Source organism: Dethiosulfovibrio salsuginis (assembly GCF_900177735.1).
Classification (GTDB): Bacteria; Synergistota; Synergistia; order Synergistales; family Dethiosulfovibrionaceae; genus Dethiosulfovibrio; species Dethiosulfovibrio salsuginis.
The window spans coordinates 1-19,406 of sequence record NZ_FXBB01000045.1; the positions used below are offsets into that span (position 1 = coordinate 1).

10 protein-coding genes and 1 rRNA gene are annotated in these 19,406 nt (G+C 57.4%); 6 read left to right on the plus strand and 5 right to left on the minus strand.

The annotated features are described in order from the left end of the window. Positions 1-116 precede the first annotated feature (116 nt). Positions 117-2,972, plus strand: a complete 2,856-nt coding sequence (locus tag B9Y55_RS11820; RefSeq protein WP_159448347.1) for a PD-(D/E)XK nuclease family protein — start codon at positions 117-119, stop codon at positions 2,970-2,972. Then, on the plus strand, positions 2,947-6,411 hold the full coding sequence (locus B9Y55_RS11825) for a UvrD-helicase domain-containing protein (RefSeq protein ID WP_159448348.1): 3,465 nt from the start codon (positions 2,947-2,949) through the stop codon (positions 6,409-6,411). Before B9Y55_RS11820 ends, B9Y55_RS11825 begins: the two co-directional genes overlap by 26 nt. Here B9Y55_RS11825 and glgC read toward each other — a convergent pair. From glgC to malQ, 4 genes are read right to left on the minus strand one after another with little or no spacing between them, the layout of a single operon-like run. Then, on the minus strand, positions 6,408-7,718 hold the full coding sequence (gene glgC / locus B9Y55_RS11830) for a glucose-1-phosphate adenylyltransferase (protein ID WP_085545563.1): 1,311 nt from the start codon (positions 7,716-7,718) through the stop codon (positions 6,408-6,410). The two genes, B9Y55_RS11825 and glgC, sit on opposite strands and share 4 nt — an antisense overlap. A gap of 55 nt (positions 7,719-7,773) precedes the next feature. Further along, positions 7,774-9,213 carry a glycogen synthase gene (locus B9Y55_RS11835; protein WP_159448349.1) on the minus strand — a complete coding sequence of 480 codons (1,440 nt, stop codon included), beginning with the start codon at positions 9,211-9,213 and terminating at the stop codon, positions 7,774-7,776. A 1-nt stretch (position 9,214) separates the two neighbouring features. Then, positions 9,215-10,951 (minus strand): alpha-glucan family phosphorylase, encoded by a 1,737-nt coding sequence (glgP, locus tag B9Y55_RS11840; RefSeq protein ID WP_407641449.1) that lies wholly within the window; start codon positions 10,949-10,951, stop codon positions 9,215-9,217. 25 nt (positions 10,952-10,976) lie between these two features. Continuing rightward, a complete protein-coding gene (gene malQ, locus B9Y55_RS11845) occupies positions 10,977-12,464 on the minus strand; it encodes a 4-alpha-glucanotransferase (protein WP_085545566.1) in 1,488 nt (495 codons plus the stop codon). 105 nt (positions 12,465-12,569) lie between these two features. Between malQ and glgB the strand changes: the two genes are divergently transcribed. After that, on the plus strand, positions 12,570-14,441 hold the full coding sequence (gene glgB, locus B9Y55_RS11850) for a 1,4-alpha-glucan branching protein GlgB (RefSeq protein WP_234986232.1): 1,872 nt from the start codon (positions 12,570-12,572) through the stop codon (positions 14,439-14,441). Between the two features lie 2 nt (positions 14,442-14,443). Next, a complete protein-coding gene (locus B9Y55_RS11855) occupies positions 14,444-16,801 on the plus strand; it encodes a DUF3536 domain-containing protein (protein WP_159448350.1) in 2,358 nt (785 codons plus the stop codon). Here B9Y55_RS11855 and B9Y55_RS11860 read toward each other — a convergent pair. Continuing rightward, positions 16,723-17,388 (minus strand): PHP-associated domain-containing protein, encoded by a 666-nt coding sequence (locus B9Y55_RS11860; protein WP_085545569.1) that lies wholly within the window; start codon positions 17,386-17,388, stop codon positions 16,723-16,725. The genes B9Y55_RS11855 and B9Y55_RS11860 overlap by 79 nt on opposite strands. A gap of 363 nt (positions 17,389-17,751) precedes the next feature. On the opposite strand from B9Y55_RS11860, the gene B9Y55_RS11870 reads away from it, so the two are divergent. Together B9Y55_RS11870 and B9Y55_RS11875 are read left to right on the plus strand one after the other, a co-directional pair. Then, positions 17,752-19,032 carry an MFS transporter gene (locus B9Y55_RS11870; RefSeq protein ID WP_085545571.1) on the plus strand — a complete coding sequence of 427 codons (1,281 nt, stop codon included), beginning with the start codon at positions 17,752-17,754 and terminating at the stop codon, positions 19,030-19,032. 179 nt (positions 19,033-19,211) lie between these two features. Continuing rightward, a 16S ribosomal RNA gene (locus tag B9Y55_RS11875) occupies positions 19,212-19,406 on the plus strand; the annotation flags it as partial.

The window sequence follows — 19,406 nt, forward strand, 5'->3', positions numbered from 1 at the left end:
TACTACACGACGGCAGGTCGAGTATACGGGCTCAAATGGGCTACGTCGGAACGATCTCTCCGAGGAACAGAGTTTTTAGAGGTGCTCTGATATCGCAACGGAAAGGAGTGTCCATTTTGCCTATTGAGATATTGTCTTACCGATCTTTAAGGTCCCTCGATAAAGGGCTTTTAAAGATGTACAGCGACAAAACCGATTCAATCTTCGTGGTCCCCGCCTCGGAGGACCGGGAATGGCTTAAAGATATCCTTCTCGCTCAGGGGTCCTTCGGGTCCGAGGCCTTCAGGATATACCGCTGGGACGAATTATACAGAGAGCTCTGTACTTCCGAGGAGGGGAAAGCCCCCTTAATCCAGATAGACCCGCCGGACCACTGGCTAGCTCTTAACGGCCTTACCTCGGAGCTCATATCCCGCTGGAGGGACCGACTTCCTCCTGGGGTGGCCCAGAGCGGCTTTATATCGTCCTTAGGGGCTATGGTGAGGGAGCTAATCAGGGAGGAGGTTCCGGTGGAGGCTCTGCTCGAAGGCCTGTTTCCCGACTGTAAGGAGAGGCCGGAGGATCCCTCCTGGATTCTCACCTCCCTGTACGGAGAGTATGTCGACCTCCTTAGGGACAAAGGCCTCATGGACAGTGCGGCGATATCCACCGAGATAGGCCGTCTCGTCGCTGAGGGTGGCAAGTTTATGGCGAATCTGAAAAATAGGCCTCTGGTCCTGGTGGGATTTTACAGCTTCAACCATTCCCAGCTTGGAATGGTCCGAGCTATGGTCAAATCCGGTCTGGATTTAAAGGTGTTCTCCCCTGTGGCAGGTCTGTCCCATGAATACGGTTCTATTGCTCAGCTTGAGGGGGCCTCGGTTAAAGAGCTTAAGTCGGTCTCTCCTAAGATGTTCTCCATCCTAGGAGGCAACGGCAGGCACGAGCTGGAGACCGTGGCCAGAGAGCTTGTCCTCTGGGAGAAAGGTCTAGGGGCCATCCCCGGCGATTTTCCAAACTGGGACCGTATCGCCATGGCGACCCAGCCTCGGTCGGTCTCTCTGGCTGTAGAGGTTCTGGAGCGATACGGCATTCCCTTCAACCTGGCGAAAGGCCGGACCGTCGCTGACACGGTGCTTTGGGACACCGTCAGAAAGGCCTGGGACTGCCACAGAGACCGATGGCAGCCTGGACCTACCGCCGAGCTTCTCTGTCTTCCCTGGATGGTCCCTGAAGGGGACGAAAGGGCTCTGGCGAGAGCGTCCGCTCGAGGTATCAAGGAGTGGAAGAGACTGGTGTCGGGAAATGAGAGGCTGACCTCCGCCCTCCAATCGGTGGCCCGCTTCTGTAAGGTCCTGTCCTCCGGCGGGGACTGTAAAACCCTCCTCCAGGCCCTTAAGGACCTAGCCTGCTCGATGGACTGGGGAAAGTCTCTGTCCGCCCAGGTCGAGGACGTTCCCGATCTCGATCGGTCGGTTCTCGACCTAGGGTCCGCGGTGAGGGAGCTTGAGAGAAAACTCTCCAAAATAGAGGAGCTTCAGACCGACCTCGGCGAGGCGGCCCAAAAACCTTTAAAAGGCGGCGATGCCATGGCCTTTCTATCCGTCTGGGCGGAGAGCTCCACCGTATGGCCTGGGCCGACCAGACGAGGCTCTATGACCCTCTATCCCGGTTCCCCTCCTGTGATGGCCCACTACGATACGTGGATAATGACCGAGGCCACGGGAAAAAACTGGCCTGGAACCTTGGTGGAATCCCCACTACTCAGGGAATCTCAGAGGGAAGATCTTCACTCTATGGATCTTCGAGGCTTCAGGCTGGATCGGACCCACCTTCCCCTTCTGTCGGAGAAAAGGGCTCAGAAGGAGGTACTCTTTCGCCGGCTCATGGCCTGTGGCGATCGACTTGTGATCCTATCCAGACCGTCGGTGGACGGCTCAGGGAGGCCCCTTATGGAGACCTCATTCATAAAAAACGCCCTCGACGACCGGTGGGTGACCGACCTAGGCTCTCTGGACCGGTCCGACGGCAGAGTCCTTCCCCAGTGGACCGAAAAGGCACTGAGCCCCTCGGAGGTCCATCAGCCTCTGGCGGGAAGCTACTCCTTCCGTCCCGACCGGGAGTTTCCCAAAGATAGCTGTCCTCTGCCGAATAAGACGATACCTCTCAGCTCGGTGGACAGGTTCGCCACCTGCCCCTTTATGTTTCGCTGTCACTCCGAGGGCCTTTTCCCCCCGGACCTAGGGGGATTCAACGCCGCCCTTGCTGGTACCGCCATGCACGAGATAATGAACCGATCGTGGAAGGCCTATCTTCAGGACGAATCGGTTCCCTTTACCGCCATAGTCGACGGTCTGTGGGAGCCTGTGCTGGAGGAGGTCTATCGATCTATGGTGGTGGACAGGGATCTGAGCAGGAGAAAGGAGCTTTTCTACTCCGACCTCATCTCCGGCGCTACGCTCATCCAGGCTATGGAGCAAAACGGCCTAAGGGATAGAAGGATCGAGAGTATGTCGGAGATGGATCTGCCTCCTCTGGCCATGGATAACGTGACCTTCACAGGAAAGGCGGACCGAGTGGACCTTCTGGTCGACGGGAGGGTTATCCTATGGGACTATAAGTCGGGAAACTCGGCATTCTATTCCCGTTCCCTCCAGCTGGCAGCCTACGGCGTGCTACTTGCGGAGAGGGAGCCTGAGCCACTGGAGATAGGGGGCTACGGTTTTATAGGCTTTCGGTCCAGCTCTGTGACAGGCCAGGCGGACGATGACCTTCGGTCGCTGATGAGCCTACCGGCTAGCAGTCGATCCTCCCTGAAGGATAAGCTGGATCTGGCCCGATCCCTTCTGGCTGACCTGGACAGGGCGGTAGGGGAGGACGACTTCTCGCCGAACTACGAAAGCCCGGGCTGTTCCCGGTGTGGCTATGTATCCCTCTGTCGAAGAGGGGAGCTCAGGAGAAAGGACGATGACGATGACGACTCGGACCGGTGATATGGATGAGGGGCTAAAATGGCTCTCCGAGCTGGTGGAGGGCAAAACCCTGAAGGCCCAGGCCGAGGCAATAACCGCCGATGAACCTACGGTGGTCGTAAGCGCCGGGGCGGGCACGGGAAAGACCTGGACCTTGGCCTGGAGGTTTCTCTGGGCGGTGGCCACCGGTCGGGCGAGGGCCGGGGAGATACTGACTCTGACCTTCACAGACAAGGCGGCAACCGAGATGGCCGACAGGATAAGGGCCCTTATGACCACCGTGATGTCCATGGCCTCAGGCCATAGGTCCATAGAGCTCCGGCTGAAGGCGGCGCTGGAGGAGCTCGACGACGGCTACATATCCACCATCCATTCCTTTGCGTCTCGGGTCATAAAGGAATCGGGCCTATCTCTGGACCTGGATCCCTCCTCTCGGGTGGTGTCCTCGCCGGAGGAGGACCTCTTCTGGAACCAGATGGTCGACGTACTGGACAGGCTGGACGGTCGGTGGATCGGCACCAATCTGTCCGGCGAGACCAGAAAAACAGCCCTTGCCATCCTCGAAGACCGGTTGACCAGAATCATACTGGCCACCTACAGCCCTGCCTCGGTGATCTCCTTCGCCAGAGGGCTAATGGATATAAGCTCCAGCCGAGGGGACGGTCCTCAGACCCTATGGGACTGGGCGGAAAACCTGGAGGATCGCCATGAAGAGGTCAGGCTGGAGGTGCTGAAGGTCGCCCACCATCGCTGGACGGAGATATACGAGGTTTGGTTCGGCCCTATGGGGATCTTTGCGGCGCTAGACCTGGACAGCAACGGCACCCAGTTGGCCGATAGGCTGAGAGGGCTTAAAGATCGGTGGAAGGTCTTTAAGGAGGACATGGACCTGCCCGCCTTTTTAAGTGACCTGTCGGAATGTATAAAAAACGCCAGAGGAAAGCTGGCGGACTCTATAGCCCTTATGTTGCCCGAGAGGTCCGTAAAGGCCCACAGAGACGGCATAAAGGACCAGTCCTTTCTGTGGGATCTATCCCTGACCGGCTGGTCCCGTAAGGAGCTCGAACTGACCTCCGGTCTTCTTAGGATAGCTGGCCTCTGCTGGTATTGCTGGGAGGGCCGTAAGTCCGGTCGAGGGCTAATAGCCTTCGACGACATGATCCTCCGGGCGGGGGAGGTTTTAGAGAGGGAGAAAAGCTACTCGAACCGTTTCAAAGAGATCATGGTCGACGAGTTTCAGGACACCAACGGCCTTCAGGACCGACTAATTCGCTCTATGTCCGACGGCAAAATGCTCTTTCTGGTCGGAGACCTTAAACAGTCTATATATCGGTTCAGACACGCCGACCTGTCCCTTTTCGGCGGCTACATCCAGGAGGTCCGAAAGGGAGGGGGAAGGTACGTCTCTCTGGACGTCAGTTTCAGGACCAGAGACGAGCTGATCCACAGGATAAACGACCTTTTCTCAAAGGTCTGGAAAGACGGGCTTGGCCGAAGCCTGCCCCACCGATACGAGAAGCTTTGTCCTCCGGTGGATCAGGACTGGCACAAGGCCAGGCAGGAGGTCTCCGTCCCTCCTCTGGAGCTGTTGCTCACCTATCCGGAGAAAAAGACCTCCGCCGAGGAAAAGAGAAACATTGCCATGGAGCTTCTATCTAACAGGCTGTCCTCTCTGGTCGGCGAGGCCACCGTATGGGACAAGTCTGAGGGAAAAACAGGCCCTCTCAGATGGAGGGACATAGCCATATTGGTGCCATCTCGGGCCATCTTCCCCGCCATCCAGAGGGTTTTAGGGGGCAGAGGCATCCCCCTTCACTTCGAGAAAAACACCTCCTACTACGCCAGAACCGAGGTTCAGGACTCGGTGGCGTTGCTGAAATACCTGTCCGACCCCGACGATATGCTGTCCCTCGCCGGTTTCCTGTCCTCCCCTCTGTCTGCTATCCCTCTGAGAGACGCTCAGGACCTGGTGTTTAAAGGGGCGGGCCTAGGGGAAAGGCTGGCTCTGGGATATCCTGGGCTGTGGAAAAAGCTGGAGAGATGGAGGATCACCGGTCGGGTGAAAGGTGCCTCGGCGGTCATGGAGGAGCTTGTGGCAGACGGATCTATTCTGGAGAGGTTCGCCGAGTGGAAGAGGTCGGGAGTGGCGGCGAACCTGAGGAGGACCGTCGATCTCCTGAGGGAGTACGAGAGCACCGTTGGCTCAGGGCTTTCCGGTGCCTCTGGCTGGCTCGCCGACGCCATGAAGCGAAAGGCCAAAGAGGAGGAGGCGGGCTCCGTCGGTCCCGACGAGGACGTGGTGAAGGTCATGACGATCCACGGATCGAAGGGCCTGGAGTTCCCTCTGGTGGTCCTGGCGGGCTGTGACGGAAGGAGTAGGGGGTTCCCTCAGGCGCTGTTGCCGTCGATCCATCTCGGCGCCGCCCTCTCCGACGATGAGTCATTAAGCCGAAAGGTCCACCGGTTTTTAGACGACGAAGAGGAAGAGGAAGAAAGGGAGAGGCTGTTTTACGTGGGCTGTACCAGGGCCAGAGATAGCCTCATCCTGGTCGGGACAGGAGAGCCCGCCGATGGATCCTGGCTTAAGACAGCTATGGATCACGGATTCATGGAATGGGCGGCTACAGATCTGACCGGTGGGCCGTCGGCAGGAGGTGAGCCTGCCTCGGTGGAGAGAGGGGCTGTGATAGGGGGTCCTGCCAAGCCGGGTGGTCTGGACAGGCTTAGCCCTTCCTCCTGGGCTCTGTTTCGCCACTGTCCCCACGGCTGGAGACTCCGCTTTCGCCAGGCGGTGGATCTGTCCTGGGAGGCCGGCGACGGCTCCGAGCCAGGAGGTGCCGATCTAGGGACCTTGACCCACTGGCTTCTGGCCCGGTGGGATTTTTCAGTGGAAGGCAAAAGAGGAGTGGAGAAGCTTTTAAGCTGGGATAGATCCCTCCTTCCGCCGGACCTGCGGCCCCTTTGGGCCCAGGAGGACGTACGGTCTTCCGTAAAAAGTTGGCTTACCGATCTGGCGGAGGGTCCCGACGGAGGGATGTACCGAGAGCTCCTTCGTGAAGGAAGGCTCGAAAGGGAGGTGCCTTTCAGGGTTCCTCTGGCCGATGGTCCCCTTCTGGTTGGCGCGGTGGACCTGATGTGGGAGGACTGTGGTAAGGTCTTTATAAGGGACTACAAGACCACCGGAACGGACAGCGACGTCCACCGTCTCTACGACGACCAGCTGAGGCTCTACGGACTTGCGGTTCACCTAGGGATGGAGGCCGAATCGGTGGACATGGCCCTCTGTCTTCTCAGAGAGGGAGGGAAGGAGCTCTCGGTGGACCTGGCTCCTTTTCAAAGCTGGGGCGACCTGGAGGAGGCGGTCAGAGCGGATGCCCTTTCCGCCGCCTCCGGTCCCTGGAGTCGATCGGTCGATCTGTGCGATAGCTGTCCCTTCAGACGGGTCTGTCGAGGTTACTAGCTGAAGTCCATCCAGCTTCCTCGGTCCACCATCTCGTCGGGCCTTTTCCTTATCTGCATCTGAGGGATCGATACGGTAACTATTCCCGAGGAGGGGTCTACGGAGTAGTGTTTTCCGTCCTCCTCGGGGTCGAATCCCAGAACCGTACCGTTAGGGATATTGTTGTGGGAATCTATTATCACCCGGCGGAGGCGGCAGTTTTTGCCCACTACCACTCCCTGGCCGATAATACACTCCTCTATCTCCGATCCTGGAAGGATGACGCAGTTTCGGGAGAGGATGGATTTCTCCACTTTTGCCCCTAGAACCTGGCTGCCCTCGGCGGTGAGGGTGCTCGAGACCTGGCTTATGTGTCCCTCCGACGGGAAGGAGTAGGCCGGAGGATCGGCGAAGGATACCGTCCTGATAGGCCAGTCGGGGTTGTAGAGGGTCATGTCCGAGTTGGTCTGGAGCAGGTCCATGTGGGCTTTCCAGTAGGCCTGGATGGTGCCGACGTCCCTCCAATAGGGCTTGTCCTCGAGCCATGGTGACAGGCCGTGTCTTGGCAGGACGTTGGTGGAGAAGTCGTAGGCGAAAACCCTGCTGTGGTTCACCAGCCTGGGGATGATATCCCTTCCGAAGTCGTGGCTGGTCTGCTGCATCGAGGCATCCTCCAGCAGGGCCCCTTCGAGGGTTTCCCTCTCGAAGACGTAGTTCCCCATGGAGACGTAGCTCCAGCCCGGCTTGCCCGGTATCTCCGGAGGGTTGGACGGCTTCTCGACGAAAGCTATGATCTTTCCCCGCTCATCGACCTGAATACAGCCGAACTGGGAAGCTTCAGAGGTCGGTACCACGTTGGCGGCCACAGTGACGTCCGCCCTTCGGTCCACGTGATACTCCAGCATCTGCTCCACGTCCATTTTGTAGACGTGGTCCGCTGCGAAGATGCATATCCGGTCGGCGTTGTAGAGACTGACGAGGTGCATATTCTGATACACCGCGTCGGCGGTGCCCTCGAACCACCTCTCTCCCCGCCACATCTGGGCGGGAACTATGGTGGCGAAGTAATCTCTGCCCCTGAGGGCTCCTCCGAACTGCCAGGCCCTCTCGATGTGCTCGTTCAGCGACTGGCTCTTAAACTGAACCAGGACGTAAATGGCGAAAATACCGCTGTTAACCAGGTTGGACAGGGCGAAGTCCACTATCCTGTACTTTGCGGCGAAATGGACCGCCGGTTTTGCCCTGTACTGGGTGAGGGGCATCAGTCTCTCTCCCTTACCTCCCGCTAAAACCATTCCTAAGACCCTTCCGTATTGACCTCTGATCATCGAAATCGCCTCCCTTTTGTCTCTTCTCCAAACCCAGGCGACACCCCTTGTTCATCTATAATAACATTTTTCTGTATATATCCCTATAGGCCGGGGCGGAATTATTCCAGGAAAAATCCACCGACATAGCCCTTTTCGCTATGGATTTGCCATCCGGTCCCGCTAGAGCGTCCATAGCCCTGATAACGGCGTTATAGAGGTCTCCTGGATCGTATCGACGGAACAATACCCCTGTTCCGTCGGCAGATCCTATATCCACCACCGTGTCCTTAAGCCCACCGACCTCCCGAACCACCGGAACGGTGCCGTACCTCATCGCTATGAGCTGGGATATGCCGCAGGGCTCGAACAGAGAGGGCATCAGGTACATATCCCCTCCGGCGTAGGCCAGTCTGGCGAGGGTGTCGTTATACTCGCCGATAAAGCGTATCCTGTCGGGATTCTCCCTCTCCAGCGCTCTAAGCCAATCCTCGTACCTCCTCTCCCCTGTGCCTATTATTACCGTATTGAGCCCTCTGTCCGAGAGACCTTTGAGGGCGGGCAGAAGTATGTCCAGGCCCTTTTGCTCCACCAGTCGGCTGACCATCACAGCTACAGGGCCCTCCTCTGTCAGGCCGACCTCCTTCATGAGGGCCTTTTTGGCCTCCTTTTTCCCCGATAGGTTTTTGGCGGAGAACTTCTTAGGTATGGCACTGTCGGTCTCAGGGCTCCACGAGCTGTCCAGTCCGTTCAGTATCCCTGTGATCTTTGTCCTCATAGAACGAAGAACTCCGTCCAGGCCGTGGCCTCCGTGGTAGGTCTGGATCTCCTGGGCGTAGGTTGGACTCACGGTGGTGATGTGGTCCACCCCCTCAAGGGCGCCTTTAAGCAGGTTTATCCCGCCGAAAAACTCCAGCCCTCCGTGGTAGAAAGTGTCTCTCGGAAGGTGAAGCTCCTCCATGCCCTCCACAGGCAGAAGGCCTTGGTGGGCCAGATTGTGGATAGTCATAACCGATCTCCGGTGATCCCTCTGTCCCGCAAACCAGGGGTTCCACTTCATCGCGATAGGCAAAATGGCGGTTCCCCAGTCGTGACAGTGGTAGATATCCACGTCCCAACCGGTCACAGAGGGCAGCATCAGGGCACCGTAGGATAGAAAGGCGAAAGATCTCACCGTCCTGTAGTTGGTCTCCCAGGGATATATAGGTCCCTGAAACAGCTCGTCGTTTTGGAGGAGATACACCGTGACGTCGCCTTTTTTGACCCGAAACAGCTTTCCTCGGTATAGCCTTCCTCCTAGAGGAACCTCTATCGCCCCTGGAACCCGAACCGGCGAAAAGCCCTGTCTCTTCAGCCTCTCCACCATGTCGCCCCATGCGGGAATGAGGACCCTACAGTCCACCCCCAGGGACACCAGCGCCTCGGGCAGAGATCCTGTTACGTCCCCTAGGCCGCCTACCTTCGCGAAAGGGGCGGCTTCCGGGGCGACCTGTAGGACCGCTAGACGGCGGTCCACTTTACATACCTCTGAAGCCCACGCCGTAGGCCTTTTCGCAGTACTCTTTGACGACTCGATGGGTGTTGAAGTAGCTGGCGTTAAGGGCGATCGTCTGTCTCATCATCTGTATCCACTTATCCCGTCCCTCGTAGTAAAGGGGGATCACCTTGTTCTCCAGTTTATCGTAGAGGTCCACCGCGTCCAGAGAACCGTCGTATCCCACTAAGTCCGCCTCGCTGGGCTCCGGGCCTATAGACCATCCTGTCACGCCCTCTATCCATCCCTCGATCCACCATCCGTCCAGGACCGACAGGTTCATTATGCCGTTCATGGTGCATTTCATGCCGCTGGTTCCCGATGCCTCGTGAGGCCTGGTAGGGGTGTTGAGCCACACGTCCACTCCCTGCACCAGCTGGGTCGCCAGCTCCATGTCGTAGTTGTCCAAAAAGACCACCGTCATAGCTCCGTCTATGTCCGCTATGATCTCCCTTATCTTTCTCAGGATCTGTTTCCCTCCGTCGTCCTTCGGGTGGGCCTTTCCGGCGAACACCAGCTGGAGCTTATCCCCTCCGATTTTGAGAAGACGCTTCACGTCGGAGAAGATCAGGTCCGCCCTCTTGTACTGAGCCGCCCGTCTGGCGAACCCTATGGTGAGGACATCGGGGTCCAGAGACCTTCCGGTGATCTCCAGTATTCGGGCTATAAGCCTGGTTTTGTCCGCCTGGTGGGTTCTCCACAGTACATCTCCAGGCAGGTTTAAAGCCTGTACCAGCCGTCCAGGGTCGTTCTCCCAGCCGGGGATGTGGGCGTCGAAAAGCCTCTTCATGCTCGGGCTTACCCAGGTTCCTGGATGGACTCCGTTGGTGACGTAGTCCACCTGGCTGGTGGTGAACATCTTTCTGGATACCTCGCCGTGCCTTTTCGAAACAGCGTTTACGTAGCGGCTGAAGGTGTAGCCCAGCTCGGTCATAGAGACCCCCTGAGCCCCTGGGAGCATCTGTTTCAACGTCGAGACGAAGGACGGGGCTATGGTCCTCTCCACCAGCCCGAAGGGAAACACGTCGTGTCCCGCCGGTACAGGGGTGTGGGTGGTGAAAATGACCTCTTTCTTTATCTTCTCCGGGTCGAAATAGCCCTGCTCTCTCATAAGCTCCAGGGAGATAAAACCAGCGTGTCCTTCGTTGAGGTGATAGGTCTCGATTCCCGAGTAACCTAGATCCCTGAGCATACGAAGCCCTCCGACCCCCAGTATCATCTCCTGACAGAGCCTGTAGAGCTGGTCCCCTCCGTAGAGATCCCAGGACAGCCTCCGATCGTCGGCGTGGTTGCCCTCTACGTCGGTGTCCAGGAAGTAAACCGGTATGGTATAGCCCGAGACACCGTGGACGTCGTGGACCCATGCCCTGACCTTGATGTCCCTTCCCCTGAGGGTCACGGTGACGGTATTAGGCAGAGGGACCAGCTCTGTTGAGGGATTCCATATAACCGGAGTCTCCTGTTGCCACCCTCCGTTGTCGAAAGACTGACGGAAATAGCCGTTTCGGTACAGCAGGGTCATCGCCACCATAGGGACCCCCAAGTCGGCGGAACTTTTGATGATGTCCCCCGCTAGAACCCCTAGTCCTCCTGAGTAGGTCGGTATAGAGGGCTTTAGGCCGATCTCCATGGAACAGTAGGCGATTTTTCTGAAGGACGCCTCGCTCTCCATCATCTTTCTCAAGGAAGTGCTCAGCTCGCTGTGTCTGTGTGACTGCATCTGCATACAGTATCTCCCCTTTCCTTTAGCCCTCAGAGGGGCGATCTTCGGTGTTTGCCCTGCCGTAAAGGATCGTCATGTCCCCGATCCACTCCAGGTCTATATCTTCCTTTAGCCTCCAGGTCCAGTTACCTGTGGTGGTGGAGGGAGTGTTGATTCTGGCCTCAGAGTCCAGCCCCAAAACGTCCTGAGCTGGAACGACCGCTAGTTCCGCAACAGAGGCTAGAGCCATCCTTATCACGCTGTCCACAGCCGATCGGTGGTCCAGCTGCCTGCCTGTGTAGGCCTGGAGGTTCTTAACGGTGGTTTCTCCCGCCTTTTTGAACCATCCGGCGGTGGTGTCGTTGTCGTGGGTTCCGGTGTAGATAACCGAATTTCTTCGATGGTTGTGAGGTACGTAGGGGTTGGTCCCAGTATCTCCGTCGAAGGCGAACTGCAACACCGCCATGCCGGCCAGCCCTAGGTCCTCCATGGCCCTCTTCACCTCCGGAGTTATGACACCCAGATCCTCGGCGGTGAAAGGCAGGTCAGGAAAAGTCTCCCTGATGGCCTTAAAAAACCGGTCGTAAGGGACCTTCTCCCAGCGGCCCTCTCTGGCGGTAGCGTGATCTCTCGGCACCGCCCAATAACCTACCATACCACGAAAATGGTCGATTCTGACCCTATCGTAGAGGGTCAGACAGTGTCTCAGTCGGTTTATCCACCAGCTGAACCTCTGGGCAAGGTGGTTCTCCCAAAGATACAGAGGGTTGCCCCAAAGTTGGCCGTCCTCGCTGTAGTAGTCCGGCGGGACTCCCGCCACCGACGAAGGTAGCCTTTCGTCGTCAAGCTGAAACAGATCGGGATTGGCCCACACGTCGGAGCTGTCGTGGATTACGTAGATAGGTATGTCCCCCAGAATCTCCAGCCCCAGACGATTGCACTCCTTTTTCCACTTTCTCTGTTGCTGGAAGAAAAGATATTGACCGAAGGCCAGCCGGTCCAGGCTGTGTCCCTCCTGGTCGGCGATTTGGGATAGTGCCTCCTCCTCCCTGTCCCTAAGGGGCTCAGGCCACAGGTTCCAGGGCTTTTGCCCCATACGGTCTTTTATAACCGTGAAGAGACAGTAATTCTCAAGCCAGAGTCGATTTTCCTCCTTGAAGTGCTTAAAATCCTGGAGGTCCTTTCCTCTCTCCCAGCTTTTGGCTATGAGGGCAGTCCTTATCTCCAGGGCCCTGTCGAAGTCGCTTGGTCCTATTGGGATTTTTTCCGGGAGCTCGCTTTTCAGTATAAAACCGTCTTTGACGAGCTCTTCTGGGCTTATAAACGCCCTGTTTCCCGCGAAAACCGACGTCGGGCTGTAAGGCGAATGGCCGAAAGCCGAGGACGTCTCGTTGAGGGGCAGGATCTGCCAGACCGATATAGAGGAGCGAGCCATGTTTCTGGCTACGTGGTAGGCCCAGGGGCCCAGGTCTCCCGTTCCCCACGGGGAAGGTAGAGATGATATATGGAGCAGTAAACCGGATCGTCTCAAGGCAAATCACCCCTTTGGGAATTTTGTCCTTTCATTGTACTATGTAGGTAGGCACATAATCGATAGAGAGATACGAAAGGGGAGAGAATTTTGACCCAATCTTTTTTGACCGACTACGATGTGTTTCTCTTTAAGCAGGGGAGGCATTATAGGCTTTATAACTGTTTAGGGTGTAAGATGGTGGAGGACGGAGCCCATTTCGCCATCTGGGCTCCTAACGCTCAGGAGGTTTCGGTTCTGTGCAACCTCAACGGCTGGACCTACGGGACCAACCAGCTCAGCCCCAGGTGGGACGGAAGCGGCATATGGGAGGGCTTTGTTCCTGGGCTCGGCCTAGGGGACATCTACAAGTACGGCATAAAGACCCAAACAGGGGAGTGGATCCAAAAAAGCGACCCTATGGCTTCCAAGTACGAGGAGCCCCCTAAGAGTGCGTCGGTGGTCTGGCCTCTGGATTACCGTTGGGAGGACGAAGCGTGGATGTCCAGCAGGGGAGAGGTCCTCCCTCTGGACGGCCCTTGGTCCATCTACGAGGTCCACCTTGGCTCCTGGGTCCGCCGGGACGGTGGTTTTCTGTCCTACCGGGAGATAGGCCCCCTCCTGGCGGACTACGTCCTTGAGGCTGGTTTCACAGCGGTCGAGCTCATGCCTGTGATGGAGCACCCTTTCTACGGATCCTGGGGCTATCAGGTTCTCGGCTACTTCGCCCCTACGTCGAGGTACGGTACCCCTCAGGACTTTATGGCCATGGTGGACCATCTCCACTCCAAAGGGATAGCGGTGATTCTGGACTGGGTGCCCTCCCACTTTCCCTCCGACGGCCATGGACTGGCGAACTTCGACGGAACCTGTCTCTACGAGCATCAGGACTCCAGAAAGGGCTATCACCCTCAATGGACCAGCGCCATATTCAACTACGGCAGACACGAGGTTCGATCTTTCCTAATAAGCAGTGCCCTGCTTTGGCTGGATAAATACCACATAGACGGCATAAGGGTAGACGGAGTCGCCTCTATGCTCTATCTGGACTACGGAAGGTCTCACGGCCAGTGGATCCCCAACCGCTACGGTGGCAGGGAAAACCTGGAGGCGGTGGCTCTGCTCAGGGAGTTCAACTCGGAGGTCAATCGGAGTTACCCCGACGTAGTGACCTTCGCCGAGGAGTCAACCGAATGGCCCAGAGTCACCGGCCCGGTCCACCTAGGAGGGCTCGGCTTTTCCATGAAGTGGGATATGGGCTGGATGCACGACAGTCTGTCCTATATGTCCAGAGACTCTATCCACCGGTCCTGGCATCACGGCGAGATAACCTTCGGTATGTGGTACGCCTTCTCCGAGAGGTTCATACTGCCTCTTTCTCACGACGAGGTGGTCTACGGAAAGAGATCCCTCTTGATGAAAATGGCGGGAGACCACTGGCGTAAGAGGGCGAACCTCCGGCTGCTTCTGGCCATGATGTATCTCCGTCCAGGGAAGAAGCTCCTCTTCATGGGGGGAGAGTTCGGCCAGGAAAACGAGTGGAACCACGAAAAAGAGCTGGACTGGTATCTCATGGACAGGCCGGAACACCGAGGGATCTTTAAACTGGTCTCGGACCTCAACAGGCTCTACAGGGAAGAGTCCGCCCTTCACCGAGACTTCGACCCTCAGTGTTTTCAGTGGATAGACTGTTCCGACGTGGCACAGAGCGTTTTCGTCATGATGAGGCCCTTAGGGGACCGGCCTATAGTGGCGGTGATCAACGGCACCCCTGAACCTCGATACGACTACCGAATAGGGGTCCCTCAGGGCGGTAAGTGGAGGGAACTCTGTAACACCGATGGAGATTGCTACGGAGGAAGTGGTATGGGAAACATGGGAGAGATAGAGGCCCAGGAGATAGGCTGTCACGGAAGACATTGGTCACTGAGCCTTACATTGCCCCCTCTGTCGGTTTTGGCACTGGCACCGGAGCGGCTTTTCAACGAGGAGGTATGATTTTGAACAGATACGTATGTATCCACGGTCACTACTACCAGCCCCCTAGGGAGAACCCCTGGACAGGGGTGGTTGAAAGACAGGAGTCGGCGGCCCCCTGGCACGACTGGAACGGCCAGATAACCTCCCAGTGCTACGGGCCTAACGGGGCGGCCAGAATACTGGACGAAAAAGGTCGAGTCGTGGCGATGAGAAACTGCTACGGCTCAATCAGCTTCAACGTCGGGCCTACCCTGTTAAACTGGCTGGAGAGCAAGTGTAACTGGGTATATAGGGCGGTCCTGGACGCCGATCGAGTCGGGGCGGCGAGGTTCGGCGGCCACGGCCCTGCCATAGCCCAGGTCTACGGTCACGCCATAATGCCTCTGGCCTCGGAGAAGGACAAAAGGACCCAGACCCTCTGGGGCATGTCCGACTTCCGCCGCCGCTTCAAAAGGGACCCGGAGGGTATGTGGCTCGCCGAGACCGCCGTGGACGTCCCCACCCTGGAGGTGCTGGCCTCGGAGGGAATAAAGTTCACTATCCTAGCTCCCCATCAGGCGGGAAAGATCGCCTCCGACGGACCTCTTGACATAACCGTTCCCTATAGGTGCCTACTGCCCTCCGGCAAGGAGATAGCCCTATTCTTCTACGACGGACGGATATCCCAGGAGATAGCCTTCGGAGGGGCACTGGACAACGGCAGGGCCCTCGCCAGACGGATGATGGACGCCTGTCCCGACCTGGGCCGTCCGGCCCTGGAGCACGTGGCGGTGGACGGAGAGACCTTCGGCCATCACCACCGCTTCGGAGACATGGCCCTCGCCGCTTGCCTCGACGAGCTCGATCGGGCGGAGGAGGTAAAGTTGACTGTTTACGGCGAATTCCTGGAGATATCCCCTCCGTCGGTTGAGGCCGAGGTTATCGAACGGTCCTCCTGGAGCTGCTCTCACGGCGTAGAGCGGTGGAGGTCCGACTGTGGCTGTTCCGACGGAGGTCATACAGGCTGGCATCAGAGGTGGAGAGGCCCTCTGAGGACCGCTTTAGAGGGCCTAAGGAACGGTCTGGAACGGCTTTACACCTTGAGGGGATCGGCGCTTTTCCCCGACCCCTGGGGAACCAGGGATCGGGCGGATCTCCTTGCCCTACCGATATCAAGAAAGGAAAGAGTAGCGTTCCTGCAGGGAGAGGCCCAAAGGGAGCTCAGCCCCTGGGAGATAGCTCAGGCTATGACCCTCCTGGAGATACAGCGTTGCTCTCTGCTCATGTTCTCCAGCTGTGGATGGTTTTTCGACGATCTGTCCAGAGTGGAGACCATTCAGGTTTTAAAGTACGCAGCAAAGGCCCTGGATCTGGCGGAGAGCCTCGGCGAGACCTCCCTTCGAGAGCCCTTCCTCGCCGGTCTGGAGAAGGCCCCCAGCAACGTTCCTGAGTTCTCCGACGGAAGAAGGGTCTTCTCCTGCTTTGTCGAACCCTGCTCTATAGACCTGCCGAGGGTAGGGGCCCATATGGCCCTTTACAGCCTTTTCGACCTAGACCCTTTAACAACCGAGTTTCCCCATATATGGTCTACAGGAAAGGTGATGCACAGAGGTTCCTCCGACAGCCTCGACTACTGCGTAGGCTGTATGGAGCTCCACTCGGACATTACCGGCAGGAGCTCTTTTATGGCTATCGGGGCTCTGTGGTTTGGCGGAAGAAAGATGCTCTGCGGATCGATTCCCCTCTCGGAGGACCGTTCTCCTGACGAGGTGGTGAAGGAACTGAGCGAGATGGCCGCTCAGGGAAGTCAGCTCTCCTTCCAGGAGTTTTTCGGTCACAGGGTGTACTCCCTTCGCCATCTCTTTAAAGACAGCAGGGACAGGATCTTCCAGGAAGTCCAGGACCGATGCGAGGAGCGGATGGTAAAGGCCATGAGGCCAGTGGTGGAAAGGGAGGGGAACATGATAGACCCTCACGGAGGGGAGACCCCTCTCGGTCTCGCTCTAAGGGTGGTCTCGAACAGGGATATCGCCAGAGGGCTTATCGACCGGAACGCCGATTACCTGGCCATATCCAGGGCCCTTTGTCTCGCCAGACGAAGGGGGGTCGTCCTGGACCAAGACAGAGTAGAAAGGGCGGCCAGGATAGCCCTGACCGCCCTGTCGAAAGGCCTCGAAGAACCTCTCTCCTGGAGAGAGTATCTCGAAAAGATTCCTCGTTTGCTCGATGTGATCGACCAGGCCGACGCCAACGTCGATTTCTTCTGTCTCCAGAGGACGATTTTAAACCTGGTGGGAAAGGGAGAGATGTCCCAAGAGATTCAGGCGATAGCCTCCCGCATCGGGATTTCCCTGGAGGGGATCTCCGGGCTGACCCAGAGCCCCGACTTTGAGTCGTAGGTGACCGGGCTGGTGGCCCTGTCCCTTATGGCCTGAACCAGATCTCCCATGGACCGGATAGGCCCGTCGAATCGGGTGGCGAACAGGCCTAGCCGGTCCTCCCAGTGGGAGTCGCTGCCTCCCAATGTGGCCAGGGAAAGCTCCTCGGCCATGTCCACCGCCTGACGGTTGTGGTGGGGCTTGGTGCTGCCGTTGAAGATCTCCGCCCCGTCCATAAAGGGGCATAGTCTCATGACGTCCCCCATTCCTCTGCCGTTGTCCCTGAAGGGATGGGCCGCCGCGCTTACCCCCCCCATCTCTCGGACAAGTCGAGCAAGCTCCGGGGCGTGCATCTTATGGCTGGGGATCGAGTCGACGCCGTAGACCAGCAGGTCTCCCTGGTAGGTCAGGATCTCAACCCCTACCAGTATCAAAAAGCCGTATCTATCGGTGAGCTCCTGGGCCATAGGGGCCAGTTTCAACGTGTCGTGGTCGGTGATGCACAGTCCGTCCATCCCCAGCTCCTTGGCCCGGGCGACCGCCCTCTCTAAGGGCAAATGGCTATCGTCGGAGCCTTCCATGGTGTGCAGGTGGGTGTCTATAATCAACGGGGTCACTCCTTTGGTCGGGATATTTACATAGGGAGTCTCCAGAAACGCTGCTCCTCGGAGAGATGCTTCCGACGTAGCCCATTCGAGCCCGTATACTCGACCTGCCGTCGTGTAGTACGAATAGGGCGACAGGACGTCGCCCTAAGCCGAGGGGGCACAGGACGTGCCCTCCGAGGCGGTTCGTACGGAACAGGCAGGTCGAGTATACGCCTGGGCGAGACAGGGCGGAGACGGAAGCATCTCTCCGAGGGGCTCCGAACGTGATTTCCTGGAGATACCCTACAAGATCTTATTCCTTATATTTATGGATTATATAGCACCTTGCCCGAACCGCAAGCCCTTTATCACACAAAAAAGCAGGTGATTTCCCTGGACAGATCGACTATTCTCAAAGATCCTATGATATGGAAGTTCAGGTTTTACGGCTTCCTGAAAAACCTCAAATTCTTCGAGCCCTTCCTGATGCTTTATCTTTTAGGGGCGGGGCTATCGCTCTTTCAGATAGGCCTTCTCTACTCGATAAGAGGGGCTATTATATACCTACTTGAGATCCCATCGGGGCTGTTGGCGGACCACTGGGGCAGAAAAAAGGAGCTCATACTCTGTTTCCTGTTCTACATCGCCTCTTTCGTGGTGTTTTTTATCGGAAAAACCATGACTCACTTCTCCGTCGCCATGGGCCTCTTCGGCCTGGGAGAGGCCCTCAGGTCGGGCAGCCACAAGGCCATGATCTATACATATCTCGAAAAACAGGGCTGGTTCGACGAAAAGACCTTCGTCTACGGCAGGACCAGGGCCTGGTCCCTTTTAGGCTCCGCTCTCTCAGCACTAATAGCCGTCCCCCTGGCCCTGGGACTGCCTGCCTATAGGTGGCTTTTTCTGGTCTCCGTACTGCCCTACATAGGCGACATGGTCCTCATATGGAGCTATCCCGACTGGCTGGACAAAGAAGAGACCTCTGGTGAGAGGCCCTCCTTCTCCTCCTTCGGGGTGAAGGCCCTGATCTCCGTCATGAGGGATCGCCGTCTGGTCAAGGTATTGCTCAGTTCCTCCATATACGACGGCCTGTTCAAGGTCATAAAAGACTACGTCCAGCCGGTTCTAGCTCTCATACTGATGGGAACCTTGGCGGGCGACGGCGACAAATCTCTGACGATATGGCTCGGGATAACCTACTGTGTCCTCCATCTCGCTGGCTCCGCCGCCTCCGCGTCGGTGTGGAGGCTTCGCCGCCGTATCTCCTCCGCCTGGCTCATGAACGTATCCTTCGACGTAATGGGGGCGGTGGCCCTACTGCTGGCGGCCTTCTCCCTGTGGGGCTCTCCTCTCACCGTGGCGTCGGTGTTTTTCGTCCTCTACGTCATGAAAGACGGCAGACGGCCGATCTTCGCCGATCTCTGTGGCGACATGATGGACAGAGAGGTTCGGGCGACGGTTCTGTCCGTCGACAGCCAGATGGCCTCTTTAGTAGCTATGGTCGCCGCCCCTCTTCTGGGATGGATCGCTGACGGCACCGGACTTCCTGTGGCCTTCGCCGTAACAGGGTTCTTCATGCTTTCTCTGAACAGGATCCTGAAGGTCCAAAGCCGAGAGCTAGCTGTTCTTCCTATAGAAAAACAGATTACAGGAGAGGTGAAGTGACGGCCCAAAGTAGTCGAAAAAATAAAAATGGGGATTAGGTGTTGACGTAAATCGCTGAGGGTGGTATTATTCCTCCTGCGCCGCTGAGAGCGGTGGCCGCAAGGCCGCTGTAACGGAGGTCGCATGAACCTTGACAGCTGAAAACGGGGAGTAAGAAACACAGCCAGCAAAAAGGAATTTTTATGGAGAGTTTGATCCTGGCTCAGGACGAACGCTGGCGGCGTGCTTAACACATGCAAGTGGGACGAAGGTTCTTGTCGGAAGGCTTCGGCTGGAAGATAAGGATACTGAGTCGCGGACGGGTGAGTAATGCGTGAGAACCTGTCTCAAAGAGGGGGACAGCCCCGGGAAACCGGGATTAATACCCCATATGC